Origin of the sequence: Frigoribacterium sp. Leaf263 (assembly GCF_001422285.1) — a bacterium.
Taxonomy (GTDB): domain Bacteria; phylum Actinomycetota; class Actinomycetes; order Actinomycetales; family Microbacteriaceae; genus Frigoribacterium.
In genome coordinates this window covers 13,228-25,880 of sequence record NZ_LMMO01000008.1, presented here as the reverse complement: position 1 = coordinate 25,880, position 12,653 = coordinate 13,228, and the positions used below count along the sequence as shown (strand labels likewise).

Here is a 12,653-nt window from a genome sequence, read left to right as displayed (position 1 = left end):
CGAGGAGGATGTCGAGGAGGCGCGGCGGAGGGCGCCCGAGCACTCACCGGTCGGCCCCGAGGCGGATCTCGTGGCGGCCGTTCTCGACGTCGGCTCGACCGCTGGTCACCGTGACCGTGATGGGCCCGGCCTCGATCCATCGCCGGACGGTCCACGAGCCGTCGTACTGGACGGTCGCCCCGGAGGGGGCCGCACCGGAGCCGTCGTCGATCGCGACGCGGGACCAGGTCGTGCCGCTGCCGGTGAAGGTCACCCAGCCCGCCTGCTCATGGGCGGTGCCGTCGACCGGGGTCGAGACGACCAGCTCGCCCTGCGGCACCTGGTCGGAGTAGAGCCGGAGCTGCTGCTGGGACGACTCCCCGCCCGTCGTCGTGTGGGTCGCCGTGAAGGCGATCGACCCGTTGCCCAGCCATCTCTGCAGCGACCACCGACCGGCGACGTCGACCCGCGCCTCCAGCGGGGCCAGGCCGGGTGCGGTCAGCGTGACCGTGTCGCCGGTGGAGCCGGTGCCCGAGAAGGTGATCGGACCGGGCGTGAAGGTCCCGCCGTCGGTGTGGCTGTCGAACGTGAAGGGCCGGTCGCTGACACCCGTGTTGAAGGCGACGGTCGCGGAGCCGTTCTCGACGTCCGCTCGCGACGACGTCACGGTGAACGACGTCGGCTCGGTGCCGACCCAGCGTCGCGCCGTCCACGAACCGTCGTACTGAACGGTCGCGGTCGTCGGGGCGATCTCGGAGTCGTCGGCGATCGACACCCGCGACCAGGTCGTCCCGGTGCCCGACAAGGTCACCCATCCCTGGGCCGCGTGACCATCGCCGTCCACGGGGGACGTCAGGGTGAAGTCGCCCTCGGCGACCGTGCTCGAGAACAGTCTGATCGGCCCGATCGTGTTCTCGCCCTCGCCGGAGGTGTGAGACACCGACAGCGTGTACGCGCCGTTGCCCAGGTAGCGCACGGCACGCCAGGTGCCGTCGGGTCGGACCTCGGTCGACACGGGGGCCCCCGAGGCGGGCGCGATGGTCACGGTCGCCCCGGGGAACCCGGTGCCGGTGAACTCGACCTCGCCGGGGGTGAAGCGGTCGCCGTCGACGAGGTCGTCGAGGGTGCCGTCGCGGTAGCGGTCGACGAACGTCAGAGCGGCCCGGCCGAAGACGTGGAAGTCGCCGCTGTTCGCCGTGCCGGAGTGGACGAGGCCGAGGGCGCCGAGGTCGGCGGTGCCGAAGGGGACGCGGACGACGGACTCGAACCGCAGGCGGGACCCGGCGGGCAGACGGAAGCCGCTGGTCGGGGTGTCGGCGTCGTATGTGACGGACGTCGCGTCGCTCGACAGGGCGCCGCGGGTCAGGCGCAGATAGGCCGACTCTCGCCAGTCGTCGTCGCCGGGCCGCAGGTAGGCGACCGCCCGATCATCGGCCGAGGCGAACGTCGTGCCCGCCGGCGCCGTGAGGGTGACCGTGGAGTCCATCGTCGTCAGCTCGGCGGTCGTCTCGACCTGCGCCGTCACCGTGCTGTCACGGCCCCGGGGGATCTCCGTCGACGGGAGCTCGACGATGGTGAACTCGCCGGAGGCCGCGGGGACCTCGACATCGAGCGTCGCCGTGCCGTGCACCGCGCCGCTCGGCAGGGTCTGGGTGACCACGACGGAGGTCACGCCCACCTCGAGACCCGTCAGCGTGAGCGTGTACTCGCCGGTGTCGCCGACGACGACCGACTCGTCGCCGATCGACACCGTCGACCCCGTCGAGGCGACCCCCGAGACGACCGCGGAGCGCTCGATCGCATCCACGTCGGCCGACGCGGTGATCTCCCGTTCGGGTCTCATCGCGCCGTCGAGGGCCATCGGCCGCTTGTAGGTGCCACCGTCGACGGCGTGCACGTAGGTGCCCGCACCCCGTGGTGCGATCGCCCGTGCCGTCGCGCTCGACGGCGAGAGCGCCGTCGAGAAGCCCTGTCTCTCCGTCGTGTCGGTCCACTGCCAGTCCTGCCGGGGCGAGGAGTCGCAGCTCGAGATCGTGACGGTGCCGTCACCGGGCGAGGCCTTGGTCAGACAGCGGTCCGCCTTGTCGCCGACACCATGAACCGGGCCGACCTCACCGACCGCCGGCACCGACCAGTCGTCGGCCTCGGCCTGCGCCTCGGCGAGGGCTCCGCCGCCGCCGGTGCGCATCGTGTCGGCATCGGCTCGGAGACCGAAGGCGCTCGTCTCGGTCTGGATGATCGCGAGAGGCCCGACGAGGCGGGTGGATTCGGAGGCGATGACAACGGGCGTCCGACCCGAGAGGTCGACCGGCGAGCCGCCCTCGGCGACGGCTGCGGCCGACACGTCGACGATCCCGGTGAGGACGGTCGCCGTGGCGACGGCCACGGCCGCGACACGGATCACGGTTCTGCTTCTCATGCGTTCTGGGCTCCCCTGCTGACGTGATCGACCTGACTCGATGACGATGCGTCAAATATTACCAGAGGATTTCGTATATCTAATGCTACGGGTCGTGATGCGCGACGTCACGACGTCTGCCGTTCACCTCGGAGACGCCCGCCGGGACCCGGGACGTCGCCGCGCCTCCCTACCGTCCTCGTGGGCCCACCGGCACCCCTCGTCGCATCCCCGCGACGGGCCGGGGCCCCGCACCCGAAGGATCTCGATGCTCGCCACGCGCCACCTCGCCGGAGCCGCCACCGTCGCCGCCCTCGCCCTGGGTCTCACCGCCTGCTCGGCCGCCGACGCCGGGACCTCAGGAGGCGCGGCGGGCGACACCGACGCCGCCACGGCGACCAGCGCGCAGGACCTCGGCGGCATGGACGCGCTCGTCGACGCCGCCGAGGCCGAGGGCGAGCTCAACGTGATCGCCCTCCCCGACACGTGGGCGAACTACGGGAAGATCATCGACGCGTTCGAGGACGAGTACGACATCACCGTCAACTCCGACAACCCCGACGTCTCGAGCGCCGAGGAGATCACCGCGGCGCAGAACCTGAAGGGTCAGGACGGCGCCCCCGACGTCTTCGACCTCGGCTCGGCCGTGACCCTCGCGAACCTCGACCGGTTCGCCCCGTACAAGGTGGCCACCTGGGACGACATCGCCGACGACCGCAAGGACGCCGACGGCCGGTGGGTCTACGACTACACCGGTCTGATGTCGATCGGCTACGACGCCGACGCCGTCCCCGAGCCCACGAGCCTCGACGACCTGCTCGGCGACGACTACACGGGCAAGGTCGCGCTGAACGGCGACCCGACCCAGGCCGGCGCCGCCGCCGCGGCCGTCCAGTGGGCCGCCCTGCAGGACGGCGGCAGCGTCGACGACATCACCGCCGGAGTCGACTTCTTCGGCGAGCTGAACGACGCCGGGAACTTCCTGCCGACCGACCCGACGCCCGCCACCATCGCCTCGGGCGAGACCCCGGTCGTCTTCGACTGGAGCTACAACAACCTCGCCGCCGCAGCCGACGCGGGCGGACGCGACTGGAAGACGGCCGTGCTGCCCGGCACCGCCCTGGCCAGCTACTACAACCAGGCCATCAACATCGACGCCCCGCACCCCGCGGCCGCGCGCCTCTGGCAGGAGTTCATCATGGGCGACACCGCCCAGAACCTGTACCTCGCCGCCGGCGCCTACCCCGTGCGCCTCGACGCCATGGTCGAGGCCGGCACCGTCGACCAGGCCGCCCTCGACGCCGTCGGCGAGCAGCCCGCCGACACCGTGCAGTTCACCAGCGAGCAGACCGAGGCCGCCTCGGCGGTCCTGGCCGAGCGCTGGGCAGCCGTGATCGGCTGACCGTGACGACCGTGGCGAGGAGGGCCGGGTCGACGACCCGCGCCTCCTCGACCTCCGACGGCGTCGGCTCCCCCGGGGGTCGGCGCCGTCCGCCGGCGTGGTGGGGGCTGACCCCGTTCGCCCTCTACGTGCTCGCCTTCCTGGTGCTGCCGTGCCTGCTGGCGCTCGGCACCGGCTTCGTCGACGGAGACGGCCGGTTCACCTTCGACGGCATCGCCGTGCTCGGCGAACCCGGCGTGCTGCGCGCGTTCGGCAGCTCGGCCCTCGTGTCGGGCGTGACGGCGGTGGTCGGCGCGGTGGTCGGCGCCGTCGCCTGCTGGGGCCTCACCGCCCTCCGCCCCGACGGACTCGTCCGCGGCCTCGTCGACTCGGCGGCCAGCGTGCTCGCCCAGTTCGGCGGCGTCATGCTCGCGTTCGCATTCACCGCCACCATCGGCATCCAGGGCGTCGTCACCCAGCTGCTGCTGACCCGCTTCGGCGTGGACATCTTCGCGGACGGCGTCTGGTTCTATCAGGTGCCCGGGCTCCTGCTGCCCTACATCTACTTCCAGGTGCCGCTCATGGTGATCACGTTCATGCCGGCCGTCACCGGACTGAGACCGCAATGGCAGGAGGCGGTGGCGACGCTCGGCGGCACGCGGCGGCAGCACTTCGCCCGCGTCGTGGTGCCCGTGCTCGCGCCCGCATTCGTCGGCAGCCTGCTGCTGCTGTTCGCGAACGCCTTCTCGTCGTACGCCACGGCGGCGGCGATCATCAGTCAGGGCGCCCAGATCGTGCCGCTGCAGATCCGCGCCGCGCTGGTCAGCGAGACCGTGCTCGGTCGGGAGAACGTCGCCGGAGCCCTGGCTCTCGGCATGGTCGTCGTCATGGTCGTGCTGATGTCGCTGTACTCGCTGCTGCAGCGGCGGACCGAGCGGTGGCAGCGATGACCGCGTCGTCGGCGACCGCCCGCCGTGTCGCGCTCGGCCTGATCGGGCTCGTCTTCGCCGTGCCGATCGCGGCCATGGTCGCGTTCTCTCTGCGGAGCGCCGACGGGAGCGGCCACGACCTGAACCACTGGCTCGCGATCGTCGACCCCGAGAACGAGCGCGCGTACCGCAACCTCGTCGAGGGCGTGACGAACTCGCTCGTGCTGGCCGTCGTCGCCGCCGTGCTGGTCCTCGTGCTGCTCGTGCCCGCCATGGTGCTCGTGCACCTGCGGTACCCGCGACTCGCCCGCCCGCTCGAGCTCGTGTGCCTCGTGCCGATCACCGTGCCGGCCATCGTGCTCGTCGTCGGGCTGGCCCCGGTGTACTCGGTGGTGTCACGCGTCGCCGGCTCGGGCGCCTGGACCCTCGCCCTCGCGTACGGCATCACCGTGCTGCCCTACGCCTACCGTGCCGTGCAGTCCGACCTCGCCGGCACCGACCTGCGCACCCTCACCGAGGCGGCACGCACCCTGGGCGCCGGCTGGCCCCGGATCGCCGCCCGCGTGGTCGTGCCGACCCTGCGACGGGGTCTGCTCGCCGCCGCGTTCATCACCGTCGCCGTCGTGCTCGGGGAGTTCACCATCGCGTCGCTGCTCAACCGCGTCACCCTGCAGACCGCCCTCGTGCAGGTGTCGCGGAGCGACCCGTACGCCGCGGTCATCTTCGCCCTGCTCGCGCTGGCATTCGCCTTCGTGCTGCTCGTCGTCATCGGACGCGTCGGCACGCGCGGCCCCGGTTCGTCCGTCATCTCCCCCGCACCGCTCAGGAAGGCCCGCCCGTGACCGCCACCCTCACCGCCCCTCCCCGGATCGATCGTCAGGCGGGGGCTGCGGTCGAGTTCCGCTCGGTCGTCAAGGACTTCTCCGGGCACCGCGCCCTCGACGGGATCTCGCTGTCCCTGCGACCGGGCGAGCTGGTCGCGGTGCTCGGACCGAGCGGCTGCGGCAAGACCACCGCCCTGCGCGGTCTCGCCGGCCTCGAGAGCGTGACCGGCGGCAGCATCACCATCGACGGCCACGACGTCGTCGACGTCCCCACGCACCGCCGCGACGTCGGCATGGTGTTCCAGGCGTACTCGCTCTTCCCGCACCTGACCGTGCTGCAGAACGTCGAGTTCGGCCTGCGCATGCGTCGCGTCGGCGGCGCCGAGCGCCTCGCCCGGTCGCGCGCCATGCTCGACCTCGTGGGTCTCGCCGACCTCGGCGGGCGCTACGCGCACCAGCTCTCGGGCGGCCAGCAGCAGCGGGTCGCCCTCGCCCGGGCGCTCGTCACCCGGCCCCGCGTCCTGCTGCTCGACGAGCCGCTGAGCGCCCTCGACGCGAAGGTGCGGGTGCACCTGCGCGACGAGATCCGACGCATCCAACGCGAGCTCTCGATCACGACCCTGTTCGTCACCCACGACCAGGAGGAGGCCCTCGCGGTGGCCGACCGCGTCGCCGTCATGCGGGCCGGCTCGATCGAGCAGATCGGCACCCCCGAGCAGCTCTACCGCGAGCCCGCGTCGGCGTTCGTCGCCGACTTCGTCGGGACGAGCAACCGGGTGCGGGCCGAGGTCGTCGACGGTCGCGTGCGCCTGCCGGGCTGCCGCGAGCTCGACGCCGTCGGATCGCCCGATGACGGCGCCGTCTGGGCCTGGGTCCGCCCGGAGGACGTCGTCTTCACCGACGACCCGCATGGCGTCGCGGGCGTCGTCGAGTCGGTGTCGTTCCGCGGCGCCGTCTCGCGGACGACGGTCCGCACCGGGCCGGACGCTCGGCTCGCCATCGACCATCGCCCCGAGGTCGGCCGACCGGTGGGCTCGAGCGTGCTCGTCTCGTTCGTGCCGAGCGCCGTTGCCGTCGCCCCCGTCTAGCCCGACGTCCGACCCATCGTCGAGAGGACCCCGGCGAGCCGCTCGAGCCGCCAGGCCGGGACGGGCTCGAAGGCGCGGTGCATGACGCGGAGCACGATCCCCCGGTGCTCGAGGCGATGCGTGACGACGGTGCCGCCCCGCGCCTCCTCGAGCCGCCATTCGCCCTGCTCGTCCGCCCCCGGGGCGACGAGGCGGTGGACGACCAGGGTCGGACCGACCTCGAGGTACGTGATGCGGCCTCCGACCAGGTCGCGGATGCGGATCGGGTAGGCGCGTCCCACGACGGCCGGACCAGGAGGCGCGGTGACCGACGACAGCGCCGGGTTCCAGTCCGCGACGGTGGACGCCTCGATGAGGACCCGCCGGACGACCTCGGGCGGATGCGGCATCGAACGCGAGGCCGAGTGCGCGACGGGTCTCACGAGGCAGGCCCCTGCAGCTCGACCGCCAGTCGTTCGGCCCGTCGCACACGCGAGGCGTGGTGCGGGTGGCGGTGCGGTGTCTCGAGCACCACCCTGCGCAGCTGGCCGAGCGCACGGGCGGGGTCGCCGAGACGCCGATGCGCCTCGGCGGATGCGAGCGCGGAGCGGGTCGGGTCGGAGGGATCCGTCGCGGCGACCGCGAGGTGCTCGAGCGCCCGGACCGGACCGCCGCCCAGCGCCCTCGGCATCGCGAGGCACCAGCGGCCCAGCAGGTAGTTGACGAGAGGGTGCGCCGGCGCCTCACGGCGGAGGCGCGCGAGGCGCAACCCGACCACGACGGCGGACGCGACACGCGACGGCCCGCGGCGGTTCACCGCCCGCAGCGCCGCGAGGCGGACCCGCTGGACCCGCAGCTCGAGGCCGTGACGCTCGTCGAGGCCGACCACCGTCGTCAGCATGCGGAGGCGGCGCAGCACCGACGGGGCCACGACCCCCTCGTCGCCGAGTTCGTGGACGATGGACGCGTCGACGGCGGAGGCGGCCGAGGGAGCGGCAGACGCGCGGCGGCGACGGGCGTTCTGCCCGGCCCTCTCGACGAGCGCCCCGACGATGTCGCGGCCCGACCCGGCGAGCGCCTCGGCCGCCCGGGGCTTGGGCACCGACGCGTCGACCTGGAGCGGACGACCGATGACGACATCGACCCGGCCGCGCCGGAACCACCGGTCGCCCTTGCGGAGCACGTCGGCCGTGCCGTGCAGCCCGACGGGGATGATCGGGGCGCCGTGCGCGAGGGCGAACCGGAAGGCGCCGGGCTTGAACTCCCGGAGCGGACCGCCGTCGCCGCGGGTCCCCTCCGGGTAGACGCAGAGCCCGTCGCCCGAGGTGAGCACGCGACGCACCTCGCGCAGGGTGTCGGGCGCCGGGACGTCGCGGTCGACGGGGATGCCGTACCAGGCCGTCGCCCACAGCCGGGGGAACCGTCGGGCGAAGCTCTCGCGTTTGGTCAGGAACCACACCGGCCGCCCGCGGAACGTCTGGACGACGACCTGGACGACGAAGTGATCGAAGTAGCTGGCGTGGTTCGGCACCACGACGAGCGGACCGTCGAGCGGGATGTTCTCGAGACCCTCGACGCTGCCGATCCTGCGGCGGACGATGCGCCAGACGACGGAACGCGTCGCCCCGCGGATGACTCTCAGGGCGAGCATCAGTCGCGTTCGGCCGGGGAGTCGGCGGCCTGCTCGGCCCGCAGGCGGACCAGCGCCTCGATGCTCGTCAGGACGAGACCGTGCCGGGCGGCGAACTCGCGGAGGGCGTCGAGACGGAGCATCTCGCCGTCGGGGCCGATGATCTCGACGATGACCCCGGCGGACGAGCAGCCGGCCAGCCGGGCCAGGTCGACGGAGGCCTCGGTGTGGCCGGGCCGTTCGAGCACACCGCCCGGGCGGGCCACGAGGGGGAAGACATGGCCGGGACGGGCGAGGTCGTCGGCGTGGCCCGAGACGGCCAGGTGGATGGTGGTGGCGCGCTCCGACGCCGAGATGCCCGTCGTGACGCCGTGGGCGGGGGTGCCGTCGATGGAGACGGTGAACGCGGTGGACTGGTGGTCCTCGTTCCGCTCGACCATCGGGTCGAGGCGGAGCTCGGCTGCGCGGCGCTCGTCGAGGGCGAGGCAGACGAGACCACGGCCGTGGGTGATCATGAAGTTCACGATCTGGGGTGTGACGTGATCGGCCGCGATGATCAGATCACCCTCGTTCTCGCGGTGCTCGTCGTCGACGACGACGACCATCTCGCCGCGGGCGATGGCGGCCACGGCCGCTCGGGCGTCGCTCAGCGGGGCTGTTCGTCGATCGAGCGATGCGGCGTCGGGGGTGTCGGTCTGCAGGGTCATGAGGCTCCTCGAGAGGTGATCGGTTCGGTGCCGGGCTGCGGCAGCAGCCAGAATGTCAGATTCATGACCCGACAACAAATGTCAGATCATGTATTGCATCGGGATCGCCGAATCGCTTCGTCACCCGATGCGTGATACAACATGCATGTTCCATCATCTACCGGCGTCCTTCGACGCCCGACGGGAGACCGCCATGTCACGACCGCTCAGTCCGCTCCGACGAGCACCCCGACTCGTCCTGACCGCGTGGGTGATCCTGGTCGCCGTGTTCGCCGCCCTCGCCCTCCAACTCGACGGCGCACTGTCCGGCGGCGGCTTCACGGCACCCCGGGCCGAAGCCCTCGTCACCCAGGCCGGCATCGAGCGGGACTTCGGCGACTCCCCCAACCAGGTGGTCGTCGTGCTCGACGCGGGTGAGGCCATCGGCCCCGGAGTGATCGACGACGCCTCGGCCCTCCTCCGCGAGAACGGGGCCGCGAGCGTGACCACTCCGCGCGAACGTCCGGACTACGCGTCGTCGGACGGACGGACGGTGGTGATCGCCGCGGGCTTCGACGGCGACAACACGGTGGCGCAGAATCTGACACCCGACCTGCAGGAGGCGGTCGAAGCGCTCGACGACGGGGTCGACGGGTACGTCACCGGGCAGCCCGCCCTCGACTACCAGCTCAACGCCCACTCGAAGGAGGACGCCCTCCGCGCCGAGCTGATCGTCTTCCCCGTGCTGATCATCGTCCTGCTGATCGTCTTCCGCTCGGTGGCCGCGGCGATCGTCCCCCTGCTGATCGCCGGGTCGTCCCTCGCCGTCGCGCTCGGAGTCGGCTACCTCATCGCCCGCGAGACCGACGTCTCGAACCTGTACTCGAACATCGTCTCGATGATCGGCCTCGCGGTGTCCGTCGACTACTCGTTGTTCATCGTCAAGCGATTCCGCGAGGAGCTCGACCGCGGGCTGAGCGTCCGGGACGCCGTCGACGTCGCCATGCAGCGGGCCGGGCACTCGGTGCTCTTCTCGGGCGCGGCGGTCATCGTCGCCCTCTCGGCCCTGCTCGTCCCGCGCGTCATGGCGTTCACCAGCATCGCCCTCGGCGGGATGATCGTCACCGCCGTGGCCCTCGTGCTCACCCACACCGTCCTGCCCGCCATCCTCGGGCTGCTCGGTCGTCGCATCGACTGGGGCCGCATCCCCCTCCCGACGCGAGGGCGGCGCGCCTCGACCGCGCGTCCGTCGTCGACACGCGCCACCCCTGCCCGGGCGATCTCGGCGATCGTCGCCCTCGTCGGCGTCGCGGGGCTCCTCGCCGTGTCGTCCCCGGCCCTCGGCCTGTCCCTGCAGTCCCCCGTCGCCAGCGCCACCGTCCTGCCCCCCGACGACCCGGCGCGCGTGGGTCTCGACGTGGCCGCGGCACGCATCGGCGTCGACGACCTGTTCCCGTTGCAGGTCGTCGTCTCGGCCGACACCCGCGAAGAGCTCGTCGCCGACGTGACGACGGCCACTCGCGTCCTCGAGTCGCACGACGAGGTCGCCTCCGTCACCAGCGTCGCCACGGCCGGGATCGACCCGGCCGCCCTCCCGGCGCTCCTGACCGACGGGGAGACGCCGGCCGAGCTCGGTGCGCTGTGGACGGAGGGGTCGACGGGACCGGTCGCGCGCCTCCTCGTCACCACCGACGACGGACCGGACTCGGTGGCGGCGCACGACCTCGTCCGCGAGATCCGCGCGGATCTGCCCGACGAGCTCGGCTCATCGTCGACGGTCGCGGTAGCCGGCGCCACCGCGCAGGGACTCGACTTCGACGAGACGCTGATCGGCGCCCTGCCGACGATCGCCCTGCTCGTGTTCGTCGCGACCTTCGTGCTGCTCGTCGTGGCGTTCCGCTCGGTGACGCTGGCCCTGCTGGCACTCGCGTTCAACGCCCTCGTCGTGGGCGCGAGCCTCGGCGCCCTGACGCTCGTGCAGTCGGCGACCAGCGACGTGCCGCTGAACTCGGTGACACCGGTGCTGCTCTTCGCCGTCATGTTCGGGCTGAGCATGGACTACATGGTCATCATCATCGCCCGCATCGCCGAGACGGTCGCCCGGGGCGGGGACTTCGGGTCGGCCGTCGGCGAAGGACTGCGGGCGACCCGCCCCATGATCAACAGCGCGGCGCTGATCATGATCGTGGTCTTCCTGGCGTTCATGACCGGGCAGATCAGCATCGTGCGCGAGATCGGTCTCGGACTCGCCATCGCCGTCGCGCTCGACGCCGTCGTGATCCGAACCGTCGTGCTGCCCTCGGTGCTCCGCGCCATCGGACCCCGCGTCTTCGGACAGCGCGTCCGCCGCCGATCGCAGCCGGTAATCTCGTGACGTGACATCTTCTGGCGATCATCGAGTCGTTCTGGCCCCCTCCGAGCTGCGCTACCTCGTGCTCGCCGCGCAGCGCGAGGGCAATCGGGCGGTGGCCGACGCGCTCTCGCCGGTCGGCCTGACGCCGTCGCAGGCCGAGGTCGTCGGGGTGCTCGACGACTTCGGCCCCGTGACGCTGAAGGCGCTCGGCGAGCTCATCGTCTGCGAGACCGGCAGCCCGAGTCGCATCGTCGACGCCCTCGTCCGTCGCGGTCTGGTCGCCCGCGAGACCAGCCCCGACGACCGCCGGGCCGTCGTCCTCAGCCTGACCGACGACGGCAGGGCCCTGATGCCCCACGTGCGAGCGGTGGACGCCGGGATGGACGACGCGCAGGGCCGGGCCTCGGCCGCTGATCTCGCGGGGCTCGTGACCGTCCTCCGCGGGTTCCTCGCAGGCTCCGCCAGCGCCGAGGTGCTCGACCGCCGATTCGGCGACGGACGGGTCGCCGTCGACGGCGCGGCGGAGCCCTCGACGGGCGCCCCGACGACGAGCTGACATCGCAGGGGTTGCACGTTCACCTCCGTGGTCGACAATGACCCCGTGAGCAAAAAGATCAAGACAGCCCTCAGAGATCTCATCGACGCACTCGAGAAGCATGCGGCCGTCACGGCCGAGCGCCCGACATCGTCGAAACGCGCCGGTCGAGCCACGGCCAAGGTCCGCTCGGCGGCGGCCTCCTACACGGCCATCGTCGCCGCGAAGACTGGTCAGCCGAACCCGTTCGTCGACTTCCTCGACGACGAGACCGTCGCGTCGCTCCGGGCGGAGCGCGACGCGGTCGCCCGCAAGCACGACGACAAGAGGTCGGCATCGGGCGAGACGGGCCGGGGGGAACGGGCCGACGAGAAGAAGTCGGACTCGAAGAAGTCGGACGGCAAGAAGTCCGACTCGAAGAAGTCCGACGGCAAGAAGTCCGACTCGAAGAAGTCCGATTCGAAGAAGTCGGACGCCAAGAAGTCCGACGACGAGAAGTCCGACAAGAAGAAGTCGGATGAGAAGTCGAAGAAGTCCGACGAGAAGAGGTCCGGCGCGGACTCGGACTCCGGGGCCACCTCCGCCGCCGCGTCGAAGAGCCTCCCGCCGGCCGTCTCGTCCCCGCCGTCGTCGCTCTTCGTCCCCCCGCTGCCTCACGCCGTCACCGTCGACGAGGGCGTCGCCGACGACACCGAGACCGACCCGGCACGCGATCTCACCGCGATGACGCTCGTCCAGCTGCGGGAGCTCGCCCGCGAGGCCGGATTGTCCGGGGTGTCGCGGGCGACGAAGGCCACGCTGATCGACCACCTGCACCAGGGCGCCACGCGCTGACCCGGCGACGACGGGAGGCGCGGATCCACAGGACCCG

The 12,653-nt window shown here is 72.1% G+C and carries 11 protein-coding genes; 7 read left to right on the top strand and 4 right to left on the bottom strand.

Annotated features, from left to right (window positions below):
• Positions 1-43 precede the first annotated feature (43 nt).
• Positions 44-2,398 carry a hypothetical protein gene (locus ASF17_RS14625; protein ID WP_156357467.1) on the bottom strand — a complete coding sequence of 785 codons (2,355 nt, stop codon included), beginning with the start codon at positions 2,396-2,398 and terminating at the stop codon, positions 44-46.
• 247 nt (positions 2,399-2,645) lie between these two features.
• Here ASF17_RS14625 and ASF17_RS14620 point away from each other — a divergent pair, with 247 nt between their 5' ends.
• Genes ASF17_RS14620 through ASF17_RS14605 form a run of 4 tightly spaced genes read left to right on the top strand, consistent with a single transcriptional unit; the run spans position 2,646 to position 6,599 of the window.
• Positions 2,646-3,779 carry an ABC transporter substrate-binding protein gene (locus ASF17_RS14620; RefSeq protein WP_055801848.1) on the top strand — a complete coding sequence of 378 codons (1,134 nt, stop codon included), beginning with the start codon at positions 2,646-2,648 and terminating at the stop codon, positions 3,777-3,779.
• 2 nt (positions 3,780-3,781) lie between these two features.
• Entirely contained in the window at positions 3,782-4,708 is a 927-nt protein-coding gene (locus ASF17_RS14615; protein ID WP_369814565.1) for an ABC transporter permease, read from the top strand.
• On the top strand, positions 4,705-5,529 hold the full coding sequence (locus tag ASF17_RS14610; protein WP_055801843.1) for an ABC transporter permease: 825 nt from the start codon (positions 4,705-4,707) through the stop codon (positions 5,527-5,529). The genes ASF17_RS14615 and ASF17_RS14610 overlap by 4 nt, the downstream gene beginning before the upstream one ends.
• Positions 5,526-6,599 (top strand): ABC transporter ATP-binding protein, encoded by a 1,074-nt coding sequence (locus tag ASF17_RS14605; RefSeq protein WP_055801841.1) that lies wholly within the window; start codon positions 5,526-5,528, stop codon positions 6,597-6,599. Before ASF17_RS14610 ends, ASF17_RS14605 begins: the two co-directional genes overlap by 4 nt.
• Here the strand turns inward: ASF17_RS14605 and ASF17_RS14600 are convergent.
• Genes ASF17_RS14600 through ribB form a run of 3 tightly spaced genes read right to left on the bottom strand, consistent with a single transcriptional unit; the run spans position 6,596 to position 8,915 of the window.
• Positions 6,596-7,021: an SRPBCC family protein gene (locus ASF17_RS14600; protein WP_055801838.1), complete on the bottom strand. Its 426-nt coding sequence runs from the start codon at positions 7,019-7,021 to the stop codon at positions 6,596-6,598. The two genes, ASF17_RS14605 and ASF17_RS14600, sit on opposite strands and share 4 nt — an antisense overlap.
• Positions 7,018-8,229: a lysophospholipid acyltransferase family protein gene (locus ASF17_RS14595; protein ID WP_055801835.1), complete on the bottom strand. Its 1,212-nt coding sequence runs from the start codon at positions 8,227-8,229 to the stop codon at positions 7,018-7,020. Before ASF17_RS14595 ends, ASF17_RS14600 begins: the two co-directional genes overlap by 4 nt.
• A complete protein-coding gene (gene ribB, locus ASF17_RS14590) occupies positions 8,229-8,915 on the bottom strand; it encodes a 3,4-dihydroxy-2-butanone-4-phosphate synthase (protein ID WP_055801832.1) in 687 nt (228 codons plus the stop codon). Before ribB ends, ASF17_RS14595 begins: the two co-directional genes overlap by 1 nt.
• 193 nt (positions 8,916-9,108) lie before the next feature.
• On the opposite strand from ribB, the gene ASF17_RS14585 reads away from it, so the two are divergent.
• From ASF17_RS14585 to ASF17_RS15690, 3 genes are read left to right on the top strand one after another with little or no spacing between them, the layout of a single operon-like run.
• Entirely contained in the window at positions 9,109-11,268 is a 2,160-nt protein-coding gene (locus ASF17_RS14585) for an MMPL family transporter (RefSeq protein ID WP_156357466.1), read from the top strand.
• A gap of 1 nt (position 11,269) precedes the next feature.
• Complete coding sequence (locus ASF17_RS14580) at positions 11,270-11,803, top strand: MarR family winged helix-turn-helix transcriptional regulator (protein ID WP_200913510.1); 534 nt, start codon at positions 11,270-11,272, stop codon at positions 11,801-11,803.
• A gap of 45 nt (positions 11,804-11,848) precedes the next feature.
• The gene (locus ASF17_RS15690) at positions 11,849-12,616 is read left to right on the top strand and encodes a Rho termination factor N-terminal domain-containing protein (RefSeq protein WP_156357465.1); all 768 of its coding nucleotides are present in this window, start codon (positions 11,849-11,851) and stop codon (positions 12,614-12,616) included.
• The last annotated feature ends 37 nt before the right edge of the window (positions 12,617-12,653 follow it).

What these genes read in the sequence shown, in the direction of transcription:
- ribB (WP_055801832.1), bottom strand. Translation starts at nt 8,915, where the DNA reads ATGACCCTGCAGACCGACACCCCCGACGCCGCATCGCTCGATCGACGA.
- ASF17_RS14620 (WP_055801848.1), top strand. Translation starts at nt 2,646, where the DNA reads ATGCTCGCCACGCGCCACCTCGCCGGAGCCGCCACCGTCGCCGCCCTC.
- ASF17_RS14585 (WP_156357466.1), top strand. Translation starts at nt 9,109, where the DNA reads ATGTCACGACCGCTCAGTCCGCTCCGACGAGCACCCCGACTCGTCCTG.
- ASF17_RS14610 (WP_055801843.1), top strand. Translation starts at nt 4,705, where the DNA reads ATGACCGCGTCGTCGGCGACCGCCCGCCGTGTCGCGCTCGGCCTGATC.
- ASF17_RS14625 (WP_156357467.1), bottom strand. Translation starts at nt 2,398, where the DNA reads ATGAGAAGCAGAACCGTGATCCGTGTCGCGGCCGTGGCCGTCGCCACG.
- ASF17_RS14595 (WP_055801835.1), bottom strand. Translation starts at nt 8,229, where the DNA reads ATGCTCGCCCTGAGAGTCATCCGCGGGGCGACGCGTTCCGTCGTCTGG.